Source organism: Brenneria alni (genome assembly GCF_003666245.1).
Lineage (GTDB): Bacteria > Pseudomonadota > Gammaproteobacteria > Enterobacterales > Enterobacteriaceae > Brenneria > Brenneria alni.
Window position 1 is genome coordinate 51,669 of the sequence record NZ_MJLZ01000002.1, and the last position, 21,367, is coordinate 73,035.

The following is a 21,367-nucleotide window of genomic DNA, read 5'->3' on the forward strand; positions in this document are numbered from 1 at the left end:
ATCCTGTTATTCATAGCATTATGTCGCTATCAAATTGTTCCGGCGTAACGAACGTGCTGTGTCACTCTCGATAACCTGATGTGTTACATACTTGTTGCGCAGCATGTTGTCGGTTAATAGTGGCTTGGGCGATGTCATCCATTGATGAGATGGAATGGAAAAAACCGCTGGAGTAGAGGGTACTGGGATCGCGGGCGACGATTTTTTCATCGCACAGATTGCGCCTTCCTTCAGAAGGGTAAATTGTTTGCAGTAGAGCATCACCGATTGAGGGCAAATCATGGGAGCTAAGGTAATTGGCGACCTCATTGGTTGTGATGTGGCTGATGCGGTTTAGAGCTTGAGCTTCTGGTATGGGGGGGGCGTTGCGCGCTCTTTGGAACATCGGGTTGGATATGGGATTGCGGTTGACTGTTTGATCAAGCGTGGCGGCAGAAGGATATGTGACCCAGGGGTCAACCACAACAGTGTTTCTTTCTCCCCATGTTTGATCGCGTGGATCGCCAATCAGTACATAAGAGTGATTCCATTCCCTATCACATACTCTCAAAACCGGTGCATTGATGCGCTGCTGGGCCAGAAGTGCGAAACTTAGGCTGGTCATCTCCGAACAATTGCCAGCCTGATGGCGTGCAGATTGCAAAGCGTAGTCTATGGGATCGCGAGAAAGCGAACAGCGCGCCATTTCCGTCCTGGCCCAGCTTTCGCCGCCGGTATAGATAATATCTGTCTTCTGATTGCCCGCTCCGTAAGGCAGCATCATTTTCACTTTACGCAGGGTGTCCTGCGCCAGTCGCAGATGCTCCATAGTGGAGGAGTTGACACTGATGTGTCTTCCTTCGTAGCTGCCGATTCCTAAAGTATGCGCACTGACAGCCTCATGTAATTTAACCACATGCTCCTGGCTGAAATTTTCCAACGGGTTTACTGTAACGCCGCCGGGAAAGTATCTGTCGTGTAGCGGGTTTACCATGGGGTTTCCTTGTTGGCCGGTTCTGCTTTGAGAAAATTTCATTCTCATCTTTTTAATAAACGCTCAGATGTTATCGCCAATAAGGCGAATTATCCCAGGCCTGTTGCGCCGCACGTTGCCGGGACACCGTTGCCTGCGCGATATCGTCCATTGATCTGGCGTTAAAGAGGTTGCTTGAATAGCGCGTACTGGGGTCTTTGGAGACGGTTTTCTCATCACAAAAGTTGGTCATGGCGTCGCTTTGATCGATAAATGCGAGGGACTCTGGGCCGATAGCCGGGTAATTGTTGTCAGACAGATATTGGGATACTTCCGCTGTGGAAATGTGCGTAATGCGATTTAATATCTGAGCGCCAGGCGAAGGACTGGCATTACGTTCTCTTTGTTGATGTGGTTGCGGATTAGGGTGGCGATTGTCAGCCTGTTCGATCGTGACTGCGGAGGGATATCTGACCCAGGGATCAACCACAACGGTGTCTTTCTCACCCCATGTTTGATCGCGCGGATCGCCAATCAGCACGTAGTGATGGTCCCAGTCGTTATCCTCTACGTGGAGTATCGGTGCATTGATGCGTTTTTGCGCCAGAAGAGTATAAGCGACATTTGCGTGTTCTTCGCATTCGCCCACCTGATGGCGAGCAGCTTCTTTCGCGTTGTAGAACGGTGTTGATGAGGATGTCTCCAAATTCCGCATCAATGAGCGAGCCAAAGACTCTCCCTGGGTGTATATAATATCTGCCTTTTGGTTGCCCGCCCCGTAAGGCAGAATCATTTTCACCTTGCGCAGCGTTTCCTGCGCCAGTTGCAGATGCTCCATTGTGGAGGCGCTGACGCTGACGCGTTTGCCTTCATAAGCGCCGATGCCCAAGTGCCCTGCGTTGACCGCGTCATGTAATTTAACTATATGCTCCCGGCTGAAATTTTCCAACGGGTTTACTGTAACGCCGCCGGGAAAGTATCTGTCGTGTATGGGGTTCATGATGATTTTTATCCTGTTATTCAAATCGTTATGGCTATTCCAGCGTGAGTTGATTGCGGTGTTATGTAGTGTTCTGGCGTAACTCGAAGTTTAATAAGGTGATTGATTCCAAGCTTGTTGCACTGCATATTGGCGACTAACGGTGGTCTGGGCAATGCCATCCACTGTTGATGCGTTGTGTATGCCGCTTGAATAGCGCGTGCTGGGATCGCGAACGGCGATTTTTTCATCGGGCATGTCGCCGATTCCGCTGGCGCTGCACATTTCTGCAAACATATCGTCCCCGCTTTCGATGGGACGGAAAATGTCTTCAAGCAGCGAACTACCGATGGAGGGCTTGTTCTGTGAACTGAGGTAACGGGCGACCTCATTAGTAGTGACGTGACTAACGTAGTTTAACGCCTGAGCCTCTGGTGCTGGGGCTGTGTTGCGCGCTCTTTGGAACAAGGGATTAGCGGCGGGATTTCGGTTGAGCGCCTGGGCAAGCGTGGCGGCGGCGGGGTATCTGACCCAGGGGTCGAATATTACCGTATCCTTTTCTCCCCAGGTATGATCGCGTGGATCGCCGATCAGCACGTAACTATGATCCCATTCTCTGTCCGCCACTCTCAATATCGGCGCATTGATGCGTTGCCGGGCCAGAAGAGCATAACCGACGTCAGCTATTTCTGAGCAATTACCCGCCTGATGACGCGCAGTGTTTAGTGCGCCGTCTATGGGATTGCTAACAGGAATATGCCGAAGCATCCTGGTACGAGCCCAGCTTTCGCCGCCGGTATAGATAACCTCCGATTTCTGGTTGCCTGCGCCGTAGGGCAGCATCATTTTCACTTTGCGCAGCGTGTCCTGCGCCAGTCGCAGATGCTCTATGGTGGAGGAGTTGACACTGATGTGCCTTCCTTCATAGTTGCCAATGCCTAAAGAATGGGCGCTGACAGCCTCATGTAATTTGACTACATGCTCCCGGCTGAAATTTTCCAACGGGTTTACCGTAACGCCGCCAGGAAAGTATCTGTCGTGTATAGGGTTCATGATGCTTTTTATCCTGTTGTCTGTTAGTCAGGCGGTGTTGCGACAAGGGCTTCATGCTTGCGTTTCGGCGTCAGAAACCGAGTCTGCTTTGCGCCCGACTTCAATTTGTTTAAGTAGCCAGTTTTTAAGTTTGGATGCGGTGTCGATGAATATGCCCACCAGCTTGTATGCTTCAATTTCATCCAACTCGGCCAGCGCTTGCCGGCATGAAAGTACGACCTGCATCTTATTGATATCAAGACCGATGTTGAAAACCGGGTGCTTAGTGTTCCACATGTTCATGGAAAGCAACGACAACAGGATGTTAGGCCGCACGCTGATGTCTGGCGCCAGTGAGGCAACCGGGCTCATGATATTCAGATAATCCTGCTGGTTGCCCAGCAACAAGATCTGTGTTTCGTCTTCCAGCGTGATGATATATACGTCGTGTCCGTTCTCCGCCGCTTTCTCCGTATCAATCTGATACCGCTTCATAAGTTTGGACATGACAATGTGGAAACCTCGCTTACTGCTCATACCGTTATCTCCTTCTCAATTTCTCTGAGTGGCGGAAGAGTAGCTTGGGTTCCGTGTGGAATGAAAAATAAAGAGGGGCGGAATAATGCTGGTGAAAGCGGTATTCCGCGTTGGGGACGTGGTTAGGCTTGCCACTCCTTGATACGACGGGCAATGCCTGCGGCGTTTAACCCAAGATCGGCGCGGATTTCCTCTTGCGAACCCTGGGGAACGAAAGCGTCCGGCAGGCCGATATTCAGCACCGGCAGCGCCACGCGTTGCGACATCAGCAGTTCGTTGACGCCGCTGCCCGCCCCGCCCATGACCGCATTTTCTTCCAGCGTCACCAGCGTGTGGTGCGTGTTTGCCAGTTCCAGAATCAGCGCGTCATCCAGTGGTTTAACAAATCGCATATCAACCAGCGTGGCGTTCAGCTTATCCGCCACCTTTTGCGCTTCCGGCAATAGTGTACCGAAGTTCAGAATGGCAATATCGCTACCCTGACGCCGGACCACACCTTTACCAATAGGCAGGTCAGTCAGCGGTGTAAATGCTGCTCCGGTGCCGTTTCCTCGGGGATAGCGTACTGCTGTCGGCCCTTTTTTATAGTGATAGCCAGTGTGCAGCATCTGGCGACATTCATTTTCGTCGCTCGGCGTCATAATGACCATGTTGGGGATACAACGTAAAAATGACAGATCGAAAGCACCCTGATGCGTTTGCCCGTCAGCCCCGACAATACCGCCACGATCGATGGCAAACAGTACCGGTAGATTCTGGATGGCGACATCGTGAATAACCTGATCGTAGGCGCGCTGTAAAAATGTGGAATAAATAGCCACCACCGGGTGATAACCACCCACAGCCAGTCCGGCAGCGAACGTCACGGCGTGTTGTTCCGCAATCGCGACATCAAAATATTGCTGCGGGTATTCACGCGAAAATTGAACCATGCCGGAACCTTCGCGCATGGCCGGGGTGACGGCCATTAACTTACTATCTTTAGCTGCGGTTTCCTGTAGCCATTGACCGAAAATTTTAGAGTAGGTCGGTAGGCTATCTTTACTTTTTGGTAGTTCGCCGCTGGCGGGATCGAACCTGGGTACGGCATGCCAACTGATGGGATCCAGCTCTGCCGGTGCATAGCCTTTCCCTTTTTTAGTCATAATATGCAGTAGCTGCGGGCCTTTCAGGCTACGCATGTTTTTCAGCGTCTGAGTCAGAGCCTGCACATCGTGACCATCTACCGGGCCGATATAATTAAAACCCAGTTCTTCAAATAGGGTGCCGGGAACCACCATCCCTTTGAGGTGCTCTTCCGTGCGTCTGATCAGCTCTTTAATCGGCGGCAGGCCGGATAAAACTCTTTTCCCACCTTCACGCAGGCTGGCGTAAAGTTTGCCTGACAGCAATTGCGCGAGATGGTTATTCAGTGCGCCGACGTTTTCTGATATCGACATTTCATTGTCGTTCAGCACTACCAGCAGGTCTGACTTGATGTCGCCAGCGTGGTTCATGGCTTCAAAAGCCATGCCCGCAGTAATGGCGCCATCACCAATCACGCAAACGGTGCGGCGGCCTTTCCCTTCTCGTTCAGCGGCTACCGCCATACCAAGCCCGGCGCTGATTGAAGTAGATGAATGACCGACGCTCAATACGTCATATTCACTTTCATCCCGCCACGGGAACGGGTGTAAACCGCCTTTCTGGCGGATGGTTGAAATACGGTCGCGACGGCCAGTCAGAATTTTGTGCGGATAGGCCTGATGGCCAACATCCCAGACCAGGTGGTCAAAAGGCGTGTTGTAGACATAATGCAGCGCGACCGTCAGCTCGACAGTACCTAATCCTGAGGCAAAATGGCCGCTTGAACGACTGACGCTGTCCAGCAAATATTGGCGAAGTTCATCACACAGCTTCGGCAGGCTTTCTTTCGGTAGCAGACGTAATTCATCGGGTGTTTCCACTAACGATAATGTAGGGTATTTCGCGGTATCAAAACTCATTAGAGACTCATTCAGAGATTTTATTTATTGCGCTCAACGATAAAATTCGCCAGCGCTTGTAATGGCGCAATATTCAGTGGTGTCTGGCTGGATGTTGCTAAATCATCCAGCGCTGCCAGTGATTCCTGGTAAAGAGCCTGGGCTTTTTCCCGTGCGCCTCCCAAGCCCAGTAAACCGGGGTAGGTGCTTTTCCCCAGTTGTTGATCGGCGCCCTGACGTTTGCCCGTCGTGGCGCTGTCCCCGACCACATCTAAAATATCGTCCTGTACCTGGAATGCCAGACCGATAGCGTTGGCGTAACGATCAAGGCAAGGCAACGCAGCCCGGCCCGGATCGCCTGCCGCCAGCGCGCCCAGTCTCACTGCGGCGCGGATCAGCGCACCGGTTTTATGCCGGTGAATTTGCTCCAGCGCGGCTAAATCTACCTGATGGCCTTCCGCCGCCAAATCCAGTGCCTGACCGCCGCACATACCAGCGACGCCACTGGCCTGCGCTAGCTCGGATAACATCGCCAGCCGGGAGCGGTCTGTAACCTGTGGCATCGGTGCGTCGGCCAAAATTGAGAAAGCCAACGTTTGCAGGGCATCTCCGGCCAAAATGGCATTGGCTTCGCCAAACTTAATATGGCAGGTTGGCTGACCACGGCGCAGGTCATCATCGTCCATCGCCGGGAGATCGTCGTGGATTAATGAATAGGCGTGAATGCATTCTACCGCGGCGGCGGGCGCATCCAGACTTTCCAACGGCATACCAAACAGTTCACCCGTAGTATAAACCAGAAACGGACGCAGCCGCTTGCCGCCTAACAATGAACCATAGCCCATGGCATTGACCAGTGGACTACTCTGAAACGGCAGCGCGGAGATAAAATGGCTTAAAATACGGTTCGTCCGCTGGTGGTGAGCATTCAATTGCGCAGAGAAATCTGTCATAGCGGTTCACTGTCCGGGGTAAACGGTGACAATGCCGCATCGGGTTCATCACTCAACAGGATCTGTACCCGCTGCTCCGCCTGTTGCAGTTTCTGTTGTCCCTGGCGTGCAAGCTGTATTCCATGCTCAAATTCATTCAGCGCCTCTTCCAATGGCAATTCACCAGATTCAAGACGGGTAACGATTTTTTCCAGTTCGTTCAGCGAGTTTTCAAAGCTCACTGACTGCTCGATTTTTTTTGGCATAATATTTTCGTGATCCTGGTTTATACGGCTAAAGCGCAGAGTAAATTCTTACCTGATGCCGCCGCAATGTTGTCTGCAACGCCAATTACTTTGGGTAGGTATAATGATATACTCCGCGCCCTGGACGCTATTGGTAAAATCATCTTTGTGATGCTGATTTTACCGATAACGTAATTTTAGTGCTCAGGGGTAAATTTATTTACGCCTTTCTGACCAAGTAACGACAGCCACCATGAAGTTTATCATTAAATTGTTCCCGGAAATCACCATCAAGAGCCAATCTGTGCGGTTGCGCTTTATTAAAATTCTGACTGGGAACATCCGCAACGTATTAAAACACCATGATGAAACGCTGGCGGTTGTCCGTCACTGGGATCATATCGAAGTTCGCGCAAAAGACGAGAGTCAGCGTGAGATTATTCGTGATGCGCTGACGCGGATTCCCGGCATTCACCATATCCTTGATGTTGAAGATCATTCCTATACTGACGTTCATGATATTTTTGAGCAAACGCTGGCGCTGTACCGTGGGCAACTGGAAGGGAAGACATTCTGTGTTCGCGTAAAACGCCGGGGCAAGCATGAGTTTAGCTCTCAGGACGTTGAACGCTATGTCGGCGGTGGTCTGAATCAGCACATTGAAACCGCCAGGGTAAACCTCACCTCGCCGCAGGTTACCGTTCATCTGGAGATCGAGCAGGATCGGTTGCTGCTGATTAACGGACGCTATGAAGGGATTGGCGGTTTCCCGATTGGTACGCAAGAGGATGTGCTGTCGCTGATCTCAGGCGGTTTTGATTCCGGCGTCTCCAGCTATATGCTGATGCGCCGCGGCTGCCGGGTGCATTACTGTTTTTTTAATCTGGGCGGCGCCGCGCATGAAATTGGTGTTAAACAGGTGGCGCATTATTTGTGGAATCGCTTTGGCAGTTCGCACCGGGTACGTTTTATCGCCATTGATTTTGAACCGATTGTCGGCGAAATCCTGGAAAAAATCGATGATGGGCAAATGGGCGTAGTGCTTAAACGCATGATGGTGCGGGCGGCCTCCCAAATAGCTGAACGTTATGGCGTACAGGCTTTGGTAACCGGTGAAGCATTAGGGCAGGTTTCCAGTCAGACGCTGACCAATCTGCGTCTGATTGATAATGCTGCTGATACCTTGATTTTGCGTCCGCTGATTTCTCATGACAAAGAGCACATCATCAGGCAGGCCCGTGAGCTGGGAACGGAAGACTTTGCCAAGACGATGCCGGAATACTGCGGAGTGATTTCCAAAAGCCCCACGGTGAAAGCGGTGAAATCTAAAATCGAGCTGGAAGAAAGCCATTTCGATTTCACTATTCTGGCGCGTGTGGTCAGCGAAGCCCGCAATATGGATATCCGTGAAATCGCCGAGCAAACCCGTCAGGAAGTGGTTGAAGTGGAAACCGTGGCGGCTTTGGCTCCGACAGAGGTGTTACTGGATATCCGTGCGCCGGATGAACAGGAAGATAACCCGCTGGTGTTGGAGCAGGCGGAGGTTAAATCTTTGCCATTTTACAAACTGAGCACTCAGTTTGGCGATTTGGACCAGAGTAAAACCTATCTGCTCTATTGCGAACGCGGCGTGATGAGCCGTTTACAGGCGCTTTACCTGCGTGAACAAGGATTCAGCAACGTGAAAGTATATCGCCCGTAGTGAGTGAGAAGACAGCGCCTGGACGGTTAATCCTGATAGTTATAGATACCGGGCGGCAGGATTAACTGTGCCGCCACCTCTGCCGCTTTTGCCTTGCCCAGCAGCAGGTCAATCAGCTTCAGGGCGAAATCCATACTGGTGCCAGGCCCCTGTGTTGTCAGCAGGCTGACACGGGGATCGTAAACGACGCGTTTTTCCATCCATTTTTCTGGCGCAATCTTATCTTTCAAGGCCGGGTAACCGGTCATATTGCCGACAGGGAAAAGCTGGTGGTGCTCAAGCACCAGTGCGGGCGTGGCGCACATGGCCGCCACGATTTTCCCTTCCTGATGTATCTGACGGATACATTCCACCAGAACGGGGCTGTCGCGGAAACATTCGGCGCCTTGCAAGCCACCGGGTAACACCAGTGCGTCAAAATGCCGATCGGCGACCGCGACCAGCGGGGCATCGGCTAAAAGCCTTACCCCGCGGGAACAGGCAATTTCGAGGTTGCCATCACTGGCAACGCTGGCAAGCGTAACCTGAATGCCCGCTCTGACCAGCAGGTCTATAGTTGTGACGGCTTCGATTTCTTCGCTACCAGGAGCCAGACACACCAGTACCGATGCGCTCATATTCATTTTCCTTACGCTTGATTTTTTCAAACAGGCGGCTGTTTTCGGGCAACGTCAGGCCGTGGATACGCGCCCGTTGCAGCAAATAACCGGTGATGTAGTCAATCTCGGTATGCCGTTGAGCCAAAATATCCTGCAACATGGAAGAAGTATTGGCCGCAGTATTTTGAATGATTTGGTAAACATAAATGAGCAAGCTGTCCGCTGACGTATGGAAACCTTCCCTTTCCATTACGCTGGCGATTTCCTGACAGAGTGACCTGGCCTGTTGCGAGTATGCCCTTAAGTCGCCGTTGGTGCACTCGTATACGGCTGTCAGTGGATTAATCACACAGTTGGCCGCCAGCTTCAGCCAGCAAGTCACTGTAATATCGTTGTGCCAGGCGACATCGGGCAGGGCCTGATGCAAAATTTCAGCAAAGCGGCTTGGCGCTTCCGCGTTGCCGACTGCGCCAATATGTGTTGTTCCAGCGGCGACGTGCACCACAGTGGTCGCATCACGTCGCGCTGCATGCGTGGTGATACCGGAGATCAGCGGTTGCCTGAGCGGAGGGAGTTCCTCGCGGGTGCCCATGCCGTTGTGCAACAATAGTATAGTGCATGTGGGGTTTAACTGTGGCAGCAGAGCACGCACGGCATCGGAAACCTGCCAGGCTTTCAATGTGACCAACAGCAGCTCACTGTGTGCGAGATGAGCCGGATCGTTAGCGGTCAGATTGAGATTAGTGTGCTGTCCATCTAAACGGACTACATTGACCGGGCAGTACGGCTGAGGTATTCGCAACCATCCCTGAATATCATGCCCCTGATGATGTAAGGCCGCGAGCCATAGCTGTCCTAGCGCGCCGCAACCAAGAACGGTTATTTTCATTTGATTCTCCCTTTATGAATACGGGAACTGGCGCTCTTGTTTAGCCAATCATAGGCGATTATTCGCAGAGATGTTGGTTTATCAGGCTAATGAATCTATGCCGCCGAGTAAAGCCTGACCCAGGTTTCGACTCGCATTTTGTTTATGGTAGAGGAGCGGTTATTATGCTCGCCAGCCACATTTGTCAGGAGAGCGAATTATGCCATCTTTCGATATTGTTTCGGAAATTGATATGCAGGAAGTCCGTAATGCGGTGGAAAATGCCACGCGTGAATTGAGTACCCGTTGGGATTTCCGCAATGTTCCGGCCAGCTTTGAACTGAATGAAAAATCACAAAGTATTAAAGCAGCCAGCGAGTCGGATTTTCAGGTTCAGCAGTTGATTGATATTCTGCGCGAAAAATTGATGAAGCGTGGCATTGAAGGCAGTTCGCTGGAAATTCCAGAAGAAATGGATCACAGCGGTAAAACGTACAGCGTTGAAGCCAGGCTGAAGCAGGGGATTGAAAGCGCGCTGGCGAAAAAAATCGTTAAGCTGATTAAAGACAGCAAATTGAAAGTGCAGGCTCAAATTCAAGGCGAACAGGTACGGGTGACGGGGAAATCGCGTGATGACTTACAGGGCGCAATGGCGTTGGTACGCGGCGCTGATTTAGGTCAACCTTTCCAGTTCACCAATTTCCGTGATTAAGTTTTTATTGGCCAGCATTGCTGGCCTGTTTTTACTGCTGGCTGACCAGTTGCTCTAGCTGCTGTCTGTTGATTTTCTTATTATCGATTTTGACGTAGGCGCTGTACTCATCCGGCACGATAATGACTTCCGCAACGCCGGGCTGGGTACGTATTTTTTGTTCGAGGTCGCTGTTCTTCAAGGCTAAATCGGAAAGTGTGATCCTCAGGCTACTGAGGTAGGGCGGTTCGCGCATGGTGAAGCCTACACACAGCCACAGTGTGGCGATCCCTGCGCCGACCGCGAAGACTATCGCCGCGCCGTACAGATCGAACAGGCCTCCGCCCAGACTGCCGCCGATAGCCACGCCGAGAAACTGTGTCGTGGAGTAAACGCCCATGGCGGTTCCTTTGTATCCGGCGGGAGATTCTTTACTGATAAGCGAAGGTAACAGCGCTTCCATCACGTTAAAGGCCAGAAAGAACAACTGGAGGCCGAAAATAATGTGCCATAGCTGGTTTCCCGCCGACCACAACACCAGTTCGGCGGCGATAAGCACCATAATGCAGCCAATGAATACCTGTATCATCCGCCGTTTTAATTCGGCATAGATAATGAAGGGAACAACGCCAGCGAATGAAATCAGCATGGTGAACAGATAGACTTTCCAGTGGTCTTGCGGCGCCAGCCCGGCTTGTTCCAGGACTCTTGGCAAGGCAACGAAGCTCGACATAAGCAGAATATGTAAACTCATGATGCCGAAGTTCAGCTTCAGCAGGCGGCTATTGGCTAAAACCTTACGGAAGCTGCCACGCACAATGGCCGATTCCCGGTTCAGCACGTGAGCCGGGGCAGCCGGGATCAGGGTTAAAGTAATCACAATGCCCATCAACGCCAGAGCAGCAATGCCCCAGAATAAAGCCTGCAACCCAAAAGCATGGGTAACGATAGGGCCGATGACCATCGCAATGGCAAAAGTGACGCCGAAACTGACGCCGATAAACGCCATTGCTTTGGTGCGGTTTTGTTCACGGGTGAGATCGGACAGCAACGCCATCACGGCGGCAGAAATTGCGCCGGAACCCTGTAGCGCCCGGCCAAGAATAATACCCCAGATTGAGTCGCTGAGTGCGGCAATGACGCTGCCTAAGGTAAAAATCAGCAGGCCGCCGACAATCAACGGTTTGCGGCCAATACGATCTGACATCAGGCCGAAGGGAATCTGAAAAACCGCCTGCATCAAGCCGTAAATACCAATGGCGATGCCGATGAGTGACTCGCTGGCCCCCTGCAATGCCATGCCGTAGGTGGTCAGAACGGGCAGTACCATGAACATGCCGAGCATACGCAGCGAAAATACCGTACCTAAGCCCCATGTTGCGCGTAACTCGCCTGGGGTCATTTTGTTGTCGTTCATGGATACCTCGGAAAAGCAGTCGACGCTATTCTAGTGTGTTATCCGCCATCCCGTAAACGATATACTCTTCATCTTTCAAATTGCAGGTGTGTCGGTTTCATTTTTTTTACAGTTCTTCCCAGTCATTATCTGGAAAATAGGGATGCTCAATCATTTCCCAGGCTTCATTTCTTATATCGGGCGCTTTTCCCGTTATATATATACGCGCTGGCTTTATGGCACTAGACGCAGCGCCATATAGAGAATCAAATATTTTTTTATCCGCATTGTTATTGAAGTTGTACAATTTATTCTGTTGCCCGTCTACGACTATACCGTCGCCAGCATGGTGAATGAAATTCATACAGTGACTGAAATTTTTCTTTTTTAACGGTACTACGATGATAGCTCTTTCACCTTGTTTTATATTCGATAAAAGCAATGTGGAAACTGATGTATCGGCGGTAACCGGATACTGCTGCATCGCTGCGATATCCTCGCCCAATTCTCCCGCCTCTGTTTTTTCCGCCACGTAAAAAGTGTTGTAATTGTTGTCAACCATTGCATTGATATTTAGATCAACGGCTTTACTGCAATAGATACAATTACGATGTAAGGAAAGGTTAGCATCCTTCGCAAAGGATGAGAGGTTAATCAACATCCCCCATTTCTTATGTGGATTGACGTGTTTTGATATATAGCTAAATCCATTTAATACACTGTATTTGGCTTCTGATTCAAATTTTGCCGCAAGATGTGCCTGTTCTGACAAGCCGGCTTTGAAGTCAGGTCTATCTCGTATGCTGTCATATAATATCGAAGAATAACTTGAAGAAGCTAAAGATATTTCCTCGAAACGACCCGTGTCTGCATAAGAAGAAATGCCTTTCATCTAACTCTCTCATTAAATGATTTATTGCTTTATATAACAATATCTTATTTTTTGGCAGATAGATAATGGCATGTAGAGCATAAGCGCCTTGCTCTTTCACGACATGAAAGATGCGTATTCCCTATTTGCTGAGTGGCAGCAAGGCTCGATAAGTTCCCGAAAGTGTATGACACAGCTAATGGCTATTGATTCCCGTTTATCCCCTCCAGAACGACTACCGGGTGCGGCTGCATCTGAAAAGCGCTGCGAAAAAAGCCAGTATATTTTACATGCAGGTATAGCGGTGATCTCAAAAATCAATCGGGTATAGCTTTGTTAGGTGATCTGGCAGGGCTGGGCAGGTGGCAAAGAGAAAAAGAAAAACAGGCGGAAAATGCCGCCTGTTTTCATAATGGGCAATACTAATTTGTCTGCTAACGCAGATAGGTCAACAAGACTTCATGTGCTGGCGCGATGGAATCAACAGACATCATCACGCTCAGTGAGGTAATGGCGACAATGGAAAACACGAACAGTTTTTTTGCCCATACCCGATCGTCATTGGCATTTTTATAGCCCGACAGCGCCATACCCAGCCACCATACGCTGACTGCTGCGGCAACCACCAGATATTTATAACCGGCGTAACCGCCCAACGAGAGCATTAGTGTGGCAATCATAAACGCCAGGATATAAAGCGTGATATGGTTTTTCGCCACAGAAATACCTTTTACTACCGGCAATACCGGAATATTGGCGGCCTGATAATCTTTAAAACGGAAAATCGCAATCGCATAAGAGTGAGGCATCTGCCACAGGCTGAAAATCAGCAGTAAAATCAGTGCGCCCGCATCGAACTGGTTGCTGACGGCACAATAGCCGATAACCGGTGGCGCCGCGCCGGACAGACTACCGATTAGTGTGCCGTAAACGGAATGGCGCTTCATGTACAGACTATAAATACCGACATAAACCACGAAGCCCATCACTGCCAGCCACATGGCCAGCGGATTGGCAGCGATATACAGGAGCGCAAATCCGGCAACACCCAACAAAGAAGCGTAAACCAGAGTCACTTTCAGCGGAATCAGCCCCTTCACCATAACCCTGTTTTTGGTTCTTTCCATTTTTTTGTCGATATCGCGGTCGATAACGTTGTTAAACACACAACCCGACGCAACGACCAGTGATACGCCAAACAGCGTGGAAAGAAAAAGGGTGTAATCAATGCTGCCTTGCGCGGCAAGGAGAAATCCGCCGATGACAGAAATCAGATTACCGAAAATAATTCCTGGTTTAGCGACTTGCAGGTATTTAATCATCTTTTACGGCTCGGTTACTGGATCATCATATTGGCGTGCGTATTCCACATAATCCATATGGAACCCACGACGACAATCGCGATAATCAGGACGGTGAACGCAAGGGCCACCACGTTCCAGCGATCTTCGGAGGCGGAACTCAGATGCAGGAAATACACCAGATGCACCAGAATCTGGACAACGGCGCACCCCACAACGGTCAGTATGATGACGTTATGTGAGGCTGAACCGGTCATGACCATTGCAAAAGGAATAACGGTCAGGATAACGGATAGAACAAAACCTATCAGATAGGATTTGACGCTACCGTGGCTGGCGCCTGCATGATCGGTTGTTGAATGACTCATTACATCGCCCCCATCAGATAAACAACGGTGAAGACACAAATCCATACCACATCAAGGAAGTGCCAGAACAGGCTCAGGCACATCAGGCGGGTTTTATTGGTTGTGGTCAGACCACGGCTGGAAACCTGAGCCATCATGATGATGAGCCAGATAAGACCGGCGGTAACGTGGATACCGTGCGTACCTACCAGCGCAAAGAACGCCGACAGGAAAGCACTGCGATCCGGGCCAAAACCTTCAGCAATCAGGTGATGGAATTCATAGATTTCCATCGCGATAAATGCCAGGCCAAACAGGAACGTCATTCCCAGCCAGGCGTTAACTTGTGACTTGTTGCCTTTGTTCATGGCGATCATCGCCATACCATAGGTAATACTGCTGAACAACAGGAAAAAGGTTTCGACCAAAACGAAAGGCAGTTCGAAAATATCCTTGCCACTAGGGCCGCCCGCCGTACCATTGACCAGCACAGCATAGGTTGCGAATAATGACGCAAACAAAATGCAGTCGCTCATCAGGTAGATCCAAAAGCCGAAAACTTTGGTGGCGCCTGCATCATGATGCCCATGCTCGGCATGGGCTGCACTATGGTTAGTCAGAGTTTCAGTTGACATGTTTCAGACCCGCTTTGCTGAGTTGATCAAAATTCTGATTCTCAATTTGCTCGACTTCTTTAACCGGAACGTAGTAGTCAACGTCCTGATTAAAGCTATGTATGATCCAGGTCACGATCATGCCGGCAAAGCCGATAATTGCCAGCCACCAGATGTGCCAAATCATGGCAAAACCGAACACCAGACTGAAAGCTGAAATGATCACGCCCGCACCGGTATTTTTCGGCATATGGATCGCTTCATAGCCAGCAGGTTTCCGGTAGGCCTCGCCTTTCTCTTTGGCATCCCAGAATGCATCGCGATCGTGAACGTGTGGTACGGTAGCAAAGTTATAGAATGGAGCCGGAGAAGAGGTTGACCATTCCAGGGTACGTCCATCCCACGGGTCGCCGGTCAGGTCGCGGTTCTGGTGGCGATCGCGGATACTGACGTAGAACTGCATCACCTGGCACAGTACGCCGATGCCAATTAACACCGCACCGATAGAAGCCACAACCAGCAGAGGATGGAACTCAGGGTTGATTTGCTGACTTAAACGGCGGGTCATACCCATGAAACCCAGCACATACAGCGGCATAAAGGCGACAAAGAAGCCGACGATCCAGAACCAGAAAGCGCGTTTACCCCAGGTTTCGTTCAGGGTGAAACCGAAGGCTTTCGGGAACCAGTAAGTAATACCGGCAAAGCATCCGAATACCACACCGCCGATGATCACGTTATGGAAGTGAGCAATCAGGAACAGGCTGTTATGCAGGACGAAGTTGGCGCCCGGTACAGCCAGCAGTACCCCCGTCATCCCACCGATGGAGAAGGTGATGATGAAGCCGGTGGTCCACAGCATGGTGGAGTGAGACTGGATACGGCCCTGATACATGGTGAACAGCCAGTTGAATATTTTAACCCCGGTCGGGATTGAGATAATCATGGTGGCGATACCAAAGAAGGCGTTGACGTTAGCGCCAGATCCCATGGTGAAGAAGTGGTGCAGCCAGACGACGAACGACAGTACGGTAATCGCAATAGTCGCCCACACCAGCGACGTGTAGCCAAACAGACGTTTTTTACAGAATGTGGCCACCACTTCAGAGTAGATACCGAATACCGGCAGAACCAGAATATAAACCTCAGGATGACCCCAGGCCCAAATCAGGTTGATGTACATCATCATGTTGCCGCCCATATCATTGGTAAAGAAATGGGTGCCGAGGTAACGGTCAAGCGTGAGCAACGCGATAGTCACCGTCAATATCGGGAATGCGGCAATAATCAGGACGTTGGTGCACAGCGCCGTCCAGGTAAATACCGGCATTTTCATCAGCGACATGCCCGGTGCGCGCATTTTCATGATGGTGGCGAAGAAGTTAACGCCGGTCAGCGTGGTGCCTAAACCGGATATCTGCAAGCTCCATATCCAGTAATCGACCCCGACGCCGGGACTATACTCCTTACCGGAAAGCGGTGGATAAGCCACCCAGCCCGTCTGTGCGAACTCACCCACCCCGAGAGAGATGTTGATCAGAATCACACCCGCCACGAACAGCCAGAAACTGAGCGAGTTCAGGAACGGAAAGGCAACGTCGCGGGCGCCGATTTGCAATGGAACCGCCAGGTTCATCAAACCAACCACAAACGGCGTCGCCACGAAGAAAATCATGATAACGCCGTGGGCGGTGAAGATCTGATCGTAGTGGTGTGCGTTGAGAAAGCCAGCTTCACCCGCGGAGGACAGAACCTGCTGACCACGCATCATAATGGCATCGGCAAAACCACGCAGCATCATCACAAAGGCAACGATGACATACATGATACCGATCTTCTTGTGATCTACGGACGTGAACCACTCCGCCCATAACCATTTCCATTTACCGAAATAGGTTAATGCCGCCAGCAGCGCCAGCCCACCGACAATGATCGCCGCCACGGTGACCATAATGATAGGTTCATGATACGGAATCGCATCAAGTGTAAGTTTTCCGAACATCGTATTATCCCTCGGCTCCTTGGTGCGAACTGTGCTCGCCCATGTTCATACTTTCACTGTGCTGCATGTTTTCATCGTGCTTCATGCCTTCACCATGATGCTGCATGTTCATGTTGTCGCCTGTGAATTTGAGAATAATATTCCTGAATAAATCAGGTTGAACCTCAGAGAAGTATTCTACGGGATGATATTCACTTGGCTGCGCCAGCTTATTGAACTCATCCATGCTGTTGAGTGTTTTGGAAGATGCACGGACATTCGCCACCCATTGGTCAAATTCCTGCTGGCTTGGCGTGGCTATGGCGGTGAATTTCATGCCGGAGAAGCCTTTTCCGCTGTAACCACCGGAAATACCGTCATATTTACCCGGTTCATTGGCAATCAGATGCAGCTTGGTTTGCATACCGGCCATGGCATAGATTTGCCCGCCGAGGCGCGGAATGAAAAACGAGTTCATCACTGAATCAGAGGTGATTTTAAATGCAACGGGTACGTTTGCCGGAAAAGCAAGCTCGTTAACGCTGGCAATCCCCAGATCCGGGTAGATAAACAGCCATTTCCAGTCGAGCGAAACCACGTCGACATTAATTGGTTTAACGTCTGATTCCAAAGGTTTATAGGGATCAAGCGCATGGGTCGTCTTCCAGGTAATCGTAGCAAGAATAACGATAATGATAATTGGCACTGTCCAGACAACAGCTTCGATCTTGTTGGAGTGGGACCAGTTTGGTGTGTACTTTGCTTTTTCATTGGAAGCTCTGAACTTCCAGGCAAAGGCGATAGTCATAATAATGACGGGAACAACAACGATCAACATCAGCCCGATGGCAGTCAGTATTAACGATCTTTGCTCTAACCCGACTTGTCCTTTGGGGTTCATCAATGCCATATCGCAGCCGCTGAGTAGCACTGTAGCTGCAAATAAAGACAACATCCCAAAAATTTTATTGTAGTTCCTGAGTCTCATCTAGCGACCTCAATTACAAGGGCTCTATTGTCATTTCACGCGAGCGGGCATTTTACGGGAAGGTTACTGTACTGTAAACATGATTAAGTTTATGTCAGCCGATTGTTGCTGTTTTTTGCACTGGAAGTCACAGAGACAGCGGTAAATAAAAAATGGTATTTAAAAACAGGTAATTAACAATTTACCCAGGCAAAAGTATGGATTGATAATAAAAAATTACAACCAATACTGACTTTTATTTTCAACAGAGTAGCAATTTTTGTTACAGAGAGATTTTGTCAAAAAATGAAATGAATTCGCGGAAAATGTTTCCCACTGTGAAATAACGCCTTTCTTACCAGAATATTAAGAAAAAAATAATTCAATAAGGGGATAACACCGCAGAATAATGCGCTTTTGTCCCGTTAACACCACTTAGCCGGAACGGTTCATGGGCGATCGCAACGAGAGATAATCCAGTAGGCTGCCCAGTATAATGCCCAGCAGCGCCAGCCCCCCGCCCGCCATCAGTAAGTAATCGGCCAGAAGCGGATGGGTCGTCCACCCTACTGTATTGGTTATCAGCAGTACTAACCACAAACCCAGCAGGCATGAACCAATAGCGAGCGTACGCAATGCCCCGCTGTAATAACGGGGAAAGGTGTTGCGTAACAGGAAAGCGTCGGTTTTTTGCGTGTATTCCAAAGTACTTCTGCACACCATTAAAAGAAACAGGCCTGGCAAGGCGGCGACGATCGAAAACAGATAAAACCATGCCCAGCCATGAGCTTCAACAAACCAGCCGGCAATGGGGCCGACATATACTCTTCCCACGGCGGATAGGGCCGATAGCAAAGCAAACTGGGTGGCGGAAAACGATTTGTGGCATAGCGTCATTAATAATGCAACAAACGCCGCGGTTCCCATCCCGCCACAAAGGTTTTCCAGAAAAACGGCGCTGCCCATGGTGAACATGCTTTTATCGGTGATGGCTAACAACCAGTAGCCAGCATTGGAAACCGCCTGCAAAATACCAAACAGCATCAATGCTCTGAACAAGGTAAGCCGTTGCATCAGCAATCCGCCGTAAACCGCGCCGACAATGGTGGCAAATAACCCCAGTGTTTTGTTTACCAGACCGACATCTCCGGCATTAAAGCCCACGCCGCGAATAAGGAACGTCGTGGTCAAACTGACAGCGAAAGCATCGCCTAATTTGTACAACACGATCAAAAGTAAGATCAGCCAGGCGTTGTTACGCCCAAAAAAGTCACGTAAAGGTGCAACGATAGCCTGTTCCATCGTGCGCGGCGCTGGCTGGCTGTTATTCGGTTCTGGTGCCAGCAGGGTGGAAAGCACACCGATTAACATTAATCCTGCCATCAGCCAGTAAGTCGCCTGCCAGCCTAATAACCTGTCCGCAATCCACAACGCCAGGCCGCCGGAAACCAGCATGGCTAACCGATAACCTAATACAGATACCGCAGCGCCGGTTCCGCGCTCTTCCGGCGGGAGCAGGTCGGTTTTATAGGCATCAAAAACAATATCCTGCGAGGCCGAGCAAAACGCAACCAGCACCGCCAGCGCGGCCAGCCACCAGAGGTCATGTGCAGGATTCATAAAACCCATGCAGATAATCGCGACGACCAATAAAAGCTGACTGAGCAGTAACCACCCCCGACGCCTGCCGAAAAAAGGCGGGGTATAGCGATCCATCAGCGGCGACCACAGAAATTTAAATACGTATGCCTGACCAACCAAAGAGAAAAATCCGATGGTTTTCAGATCAACATTTTCTACCGTCATCCAGGCTTGCAGTGTGCCGGAGGTCAGCGCCAGTGGTAAACCTGAGGCAAAGCCCAGTAGCAGCAGAAAAAGTGAATTACGTTGATTAAATAAATTAATGATACGACTTAACATGAAAGATCCTTTCCCTTGCTCCGCAGGGAAGGTTGCGGAGCAAGGGAAGCGGAGTGAAAGAATTAACGAGCGTTTTCTTTAATAAAGGTGCTGACGCTGGTGTCTTGTGCCATTTCGTCGATGACATCGCCTAATACGGTGTTAACGGCATTAGTAATATTCTGATTATTTGCGGTAAAGGCACCCTGGACGCTGTAGGTTGCACGGTAGTTTTTCACCTGCTTGTTGCCGTTATTCGCCTGCGCGAGAATAGAGATATCGGCTTTGGTGGTGATGTTGTAGCGTAAGTTACCTTCGGATACATCAGCATACAGGTTGTTTACCACGATCTGTAAAGCGACCGGGCCACCAGTACCTATCATATAACCACGGGCGGTCATCTGTTTTTCCAGCGCTTCCTGTAACAAGAAGCGCAGGTCGCGTGACGGGGTCAGGGTAATCAACTGTCCGTCACGGTTGACCTTCGCCAGGGCCTGATCTGTGCGCTGGTCCGCACCGTTAATGCTGATCGTGATGCCCATAAGGGACGGATCCTGCGAAGGAAGGCTGATCCTGGGCGTAATATTGAGGGTATTACTTTTGGTTGCGCAACCTGCAAGTATCAATACAGCCAGAAGAGGGAAAAATAATTTTTTAAACATTGGTATTTTCTCAGTAATGATTAAGGTGGTTAGCTGATAAAAATTCCTGATATCATATCATTGCCGCTGACAGGGGAAAGAGCAGAGTACGGGTAATTTCTCCTGAAATTTATCTTCTCCCACCTTAAAACCCGGCAAAATTGTTTTTATCACATCAACGCATCCGAAGAAATGTCGTCAAATTGCTATTTATTGTCTGTTAGCTGCGATGTTATGGGAGCCATAGCCGCTTGAAAAACAGCTAAGATTGAAGTGACTTTGACGTCTGTAAATGACAGTAATGCCGAGCTGAAACCAAATTTTCCAAAGCTGAAAGGGTGACCGTATGATGCGTAAAGCGATAGAAGAAAAATTGCGTGTGGAGTTTGAACCGGTTCACTTAGAGGTTATTGATGAGAGCTATCGTCACAACGTGCCAGCAGGGTCTGAAAGCCATTTCAAGGTGGTGATAGTCAGCGATCGTTTTGCGGGGGAACGGGTGTTAGGCCGTCATCGGGCTATTTATGCATTATTGGCCGCAGAATTGGCGAGTACGGTGCACGCACTGGCGCTGCATACGTACACGGTAAAAGAGTGGAGTAGTTTGCAGAATACGGTTCCTTCATCTCCGCCCTGTGGTGGTGCCGGCATCATGTCATAATCATCGATACAATCCATTCCGGGACGGGTTATTGATACAAGTTTGAATGCCCGGTGGTAATAGTCTGACTGCCGTCCTCGACTCATCCTATCTATACCGCTATAATGCCGCGTCTATTTTTCCGGAATGTATTCGGGACGCTTCTGACTACAGGGAACAGGGTCTGGTAACAACATAATGGCCGTCCC

General features: G+C 50.1%; 21 protein-coding genes. 3 read left to right on the forward strand and 18 right to left on the reverse strand.

Annotation, left to right across the window (positions count from 1 at the left end):
• Positions 1–61: 61 nt before the first annotated feature.
• From BIY29_RS01335 to xseB, 7 genes are all read right to left on the reverse strand, one after another.
• Positions 62–1,015 carry a type III effector gene (locus BIY29_RS01335; RefSeq protein WP_147437131.1) on the reverse strand — a complete coding sequence of 318 codons (954 nt, stop codon included), beginning with the start codon at positions 1,013–1,015 and terminating at the stop codon, positions 62–64.
• 28 nt (positions 1,016–1,043) lie between these two features.
• Positions 1,044–1,952: a VOC family protein gene (locus BIY29_RS01340; protein WP_205680292.1), complete on the reverse strand. Its 909-nt coding sequence runs from the start codon at positions 1,950–1,952 to the stop codon at positions 1,044–1,046.
• A 90-nt stretch (positions 1,953–2,042) separates the two neighbouring features.
• On the reverse strand, positions 2,043–2,984 hold the full coding sequence (locus tag BIY29_RS01345) for a type III effector (protein ID WP_121573067.1): 942 nt from the start codon (positions 2,982–2,984) through the stop codon (positions 2,043–2,045).
• Positions 2,985–3,035: 51 nt separating this feature from the next.
• Positions 3,036–3,500, reverse strand: a complete 465-nt coding sequence (locus BIY29_RS01350) for a CesT family type III secretion system chaperone (protein WP_121573069.1) — start codon at positions 3,498–3,500, stop codon at positions 3,036–3,038.
• Positions 3,501–3,622: 122 nt separating this feature from the next.
• The gene (gene dxs / locus BIY29_RS01355) at positions 3,623–5,485 is read right to left on the reverse strand and encodes a 1-deoxy-D-xylulose-5-phosphate synthase (protein ID WP_121573071.1); all 1,863 of its coding nucleotides are present in this window, start codon (positions 5,483–5,485) and stop codon (positions 3,623–3,625) included.
• A gap of 20 nt (positions 5,486–5,505) precedes the next feature.
• Positions 5,506–6,417: a (2E,6E)-farnesyl diphosphate synthase gene (gene ispA / locus BIY29_RS01360; protein ID WP_121573073.1), complete on the reverse strand. Its 912-nt coding sequence runs from the start codon at positions 6,415–6,417 to the stop codon at positions 5,506–5,508.
• The gene (gene xseB / locus BIY29_RS01365) at positions 6,414–6,662 is read right to left on the reverse strand and encodes an exodeoxyribonuclease VII small subunit (RefSeq protein WP_121573075.1); all 249 of its coding nucleotides are present in this window, start codon (positions 6,660–6,662) and stop codon (positions 6,414–6,416) included. Before xseB ends, ispA begins: the two co-directional genes overlap by 4 nt.
• Positions 6,663–6,894: 232 nt before the next feature.
• On the opposite strand from xseB, the gene thiI reads away from it, so the two are divergent.
• Positions 6,895–8,343, forward strand: coding sequence for a tRNA uracil 4-sulfurtransferase ThiI (thiI, locus tag BIY29_RS01370; RefSeq protein ID WP_121573077.1), 1,449 nt, complete (start codon positions 6,895–6,897; stop codon positions 8,341–8,343).
• A 26-nt stretch (positions 8,344–8,369) separates the two neighbouring features.
• Here thiI and yajL read toward each other — a convergent pair whose 3' ends face one another.
• Both yajL and panE read right to left on the reverse strand, forming a co-directional pair.
• Positions 8,370–8,960 (reverse strand): protein deglycase YajL, encoded by a 591-nt coding sequence (gene yajL / locus BIY29_RS01375; RefSeq protein WP_121573079.1) that lies wholly within the window; start codon positions 8,958–8,960, stop codon positions 8,370–8,372.
• Positions 8,923–9,831, reverse strand: a complete 909-nt coding sequence (gene panE / locus BIY29_RS01380; protein ID WP_121573081.1) for a 2-dehydropantoate 2-reductase — start codon at positions 9,829–9,831, stop codon at positions 8,923–8,925. The genes yajL and panE overlap by 38 nt, the downstream gene beginning before the upstream one ends.
• 199 nt (positions 9,832–10,030) lie before the next feature.
• On the opposite strand from panE, the gene BIY29_RS01385 reads away from it, so the two are divergent.
• The gene (locus BIY29_RS01385) at positions 10,031–10,522 is read left to right on the forward strand and encodes a YajQ family cyclic di-GMP-binding protein (protein ID WP_121573083.1); all 492 of its coding nucleotides are present in this window, start codon (positions 10,031–10,033) and stop codon (positions 10,520–10,522) included.
• A gap of 31 nt (positions 10,523–10,553) precedes the next feature.
• On the opposite strand, the gene BIY29_RS01390 is transcribed toward BIY29_RS01385, so the two are convergent.
• The 9 genes from BIY29_RS01390 to BIY29_RS01430 all read right to left on the reverse strand — a co-directional run bounded on the left by BIY29_RS01390 (position 10,554) and on the right by BIY29_RS01430 (position 20,539).
• A complete protein-coding gene (locus tag BIY29_RS01390) occupies positions 10,554–11,918 on the reverse strand; it encodes an MFS transporter (protein ID WP_121573085.1) in 1,365 nt (454 codons plus the stop codon).
• A 106-nt stretch (positions 11,919–12,024) separates the two neighbouring features.
• Complete coding sequence (locus BIY29_RS01395; protein WP_121573087.1) at positions 12,025–12,789, reverse strand: hypothetical protein; 765 nt, start codon at positions 12,787–12,789, stop codon at positions 12,025–12,027.
• A 413-nt stretch (positions 12,790–13,202) separates the two neighbouring features.
• Entirely contained in the window at positions 13,203–14,090 is an 888-nt protein-coding gene (gene cyoE, locus BIY29_RS01400; RefSeq protein ID WP_121573088.1) for a heme o synthase, read from the reverse strand.
• Between the two features lie 14 nt (positions 14,091–14,104).
• On the reverse strand, positions 14,105–14,437 hold the full coding sequence (locus tag BIY29_RS01405) for a cytochrome o ubiquinol oxidase subunit IV (protein WP_121573090.1): 333 nt from the start codon (positions 14,435–14,437) through the stop codon (positions 14,105–14,107).
• Positions 14,437–15,051, reverse strand: coding sequence for a cytochrome o ubiquinol oxidase subunit III (locus tag BIY29_RS01410; protein WP_121573092.1), 615 nt, complete (start codon positions 15,049–15,051; stop codon positions 14,437–14,439). The genes BIY29_RS01405 and BIY29_RS01410 overlap by 1 nt, the downstream gene beginning before the upstream one ends.
• A complete protein-coding gene (cyoB, locus tag BIY29_RS01415) occupies positions 15,041–17,032 on the reverse strand; it encodes a cytochrome o ubiquinol oxidase subunit I (RefSeq protein ID WP_121573094.1) in 1,992 nt (663 codons plus the stop codon). The genes BIY29_RS01410 and cyoB overlap by 11 nt, the downstream gene beginning before the upstream one ends.
• A 4-nt stretch (positions 17,033–17,036) precedes the next feature.
• On the reverse strand, positions 17,037–17,999 hold the full coding sequence (gene cyoA / locus BIY29_RS01420) for a cytochrome o ubiquinol oxidase subunit II (RefSeq protein ID WP_121573096.1): 963 nt from the start codon (positions 17,997–17,999) through the stop codon (positions 17,037–17,039).
• Between the two features lie 414 nt (positions 18,000–18,413).
• Entirely contained in the window at positions 18,414–19,898 is a 1,485-nt protein-coding gene (gene ampG / locus BIY29_RS01425) for a muropeptide MFS transporter AmpG (protein WP_121573097.1), read from the reverse strand.
• A 62-nt stretch (positions 19,899–19,960) separates the two neighbouring features.
• Entirely contained in the window at positions 19,961–20,539 is a 579-nt protein-coding gene (locus BIY29_RS01430) for a lipoprotein (RefSeq protein ID WP_121573099.1), read from the reverse strand.
• Positions 20,540–20,864: 325 nt separating this feature from the next.
• Between BIY29_RS01430 and bolA the strand changes: the two genes are divergently transcribed.
• Positions 20,865–21,179 (forward strand): transcriptional regulator BolA, encoded by a 315-nt coding sequence (gene bolA, locus BIY29_RS01435; RefSeq protein ID WP_121573101.1) that lies wholly within the window; start codon positions 20,865–20,867, stop codon positions 21,177–21,179.
• Positions 21,180–21,367: the final 188 nt, after the last annotated feature.

Coding starts and splice junctions, on each gene's coding strand:
- BIY29_RS01335 (WP_147437131.1), bottom strand. CDS start 1,015: ATGAAATTTTCTCAAAGCAGAACCGGCCAACAAGGAAACCCCATGGTA.
- BIY29_RS01340 (WP_205680292.1), bottom strand. CDS start 1,952: ATGAACCCCATACACGACAGATACTTTCCCGGCGGCGTTACAGTAAAC.
- BIY29_RS01345 (WP_121573067.1), bottom strand. CDS start 2,984: ATGAACCCTATACACGACAGATACTTTCCTGGCGGCGTTACGGTAAAC.
- BIY29_RS01350 (WP_121573069.1), bottom strand. CDS start 3,500: ATGAGCAGTAAGCGAGGTTTCCACATTGTCATGTCCAAACTTATGAAG.
- dxs (WP_121573071.1), bottom strand. CDS start 5,485: ATGAGTTTTGATACCGCGAAATACCCTACATTATCGTTAGTGGAAACA.
- ispA (WP_121573073.1), bottom strand. CDS start 6,417: ATGACAGATTTCTCTGCGCAATTGAATGCTCACCACCAGCGGACGAAC.
- xseB (WP_121573075.1), bottom strand. CDS start 6,662: ATGCCAAAAAAAATCGAGCAGTCAGTGAGCTTTGAAAACTCGCTGAAC.
- thiI (WP_121573077.1), top strand. CDS start 6,895: ATGAAGTTTATCATTAAATTGTTCCCGGAAATCACCATCAAGAGCCAA.
- yajL (WP_121573079.1), bottom strand. CDS start 8,960: ATGAGCGCATCGGTACTGGTGTGTCTGGCTCCTGGTAGCGAAGAAATC.
- panE (WP_121573081.1), bottom strand. CDS start 9,831: ATGAAAATAACCGTTCTTGGTTGCGGCGCGCTAGGACAGCTATGGCTC.
- BIY29_RS01385 (WP_121573083.1), top strand. CDS start 10,031: ATGCCATCTTTCGATATTGTTTCGGAAATTGATATGCAGGAAGTCCGT.
- BIY29_RS01390 (WP_121573085.1), bottom strand. CDS start 11,918: ATGAACGACAACAAAATGACCCCAGGCGAGTTACGCGCAACATGGGGC.
- BIY29_RS01395 (WP_121573087.1), bottom strand. CDS start 12,789: ATGAAAGGCATTTCTTCTTATGCAGACACGGGTCGTTTCGAGGAAATA.
- cyoE (WP_121573088.1), bottom strand. CDS start 14,090: ATGATTAAATACCTGCAAGTCGCTAAACCAGGAATTATTTTCGGTAAT.
- BIY29_RS01405 (WP_121573090.1), bottom strand. CDS start 14,437: ATGAGTCATTCAACAACCGATCATGCAGGCGCCAGCCACGGTAGCGTC.
- BIY29_RS01410 (WP_121573092.1), bottom strand. CDS start 15,051: ATGTCAACTGAAACTCTGACTAACCATAGTGCAGCCCATGCCGAGCAT.
- cyoB (WP_121573094.1), bottom strand. CDS start 17,032: ATGTTCGGAAAACTTACACTTGATGCGATTCCGTATCATGAACCTATC.
- cyoA (WP_121573096.1), bottom strand. CDS start 17,999: ATGAGACTCAGGAACTACAATAAAATTTTTGGGATGTTGTCTTTATTT.
- ampG (WP_121573097.1), bottom strand. CDS start 19,898: ATGTTAAGTCGTATCATTAATTTATTTAATCAACGTAATTCACTTTTT.
- BIY29_RS01430 (WP_121573099.1), bottom strand. CDS start 20,539: ATGTTTAAAAAATTATTTTTCCCTCTTCTGGCTGTATTGATACTTGCA.
- bolA (WP_121573101.1), top strand. CDS start 20,865: ATGATGCGTAAAGCGATAGAAGAAAAATTGCGTGTGGAGTTTGAACCG.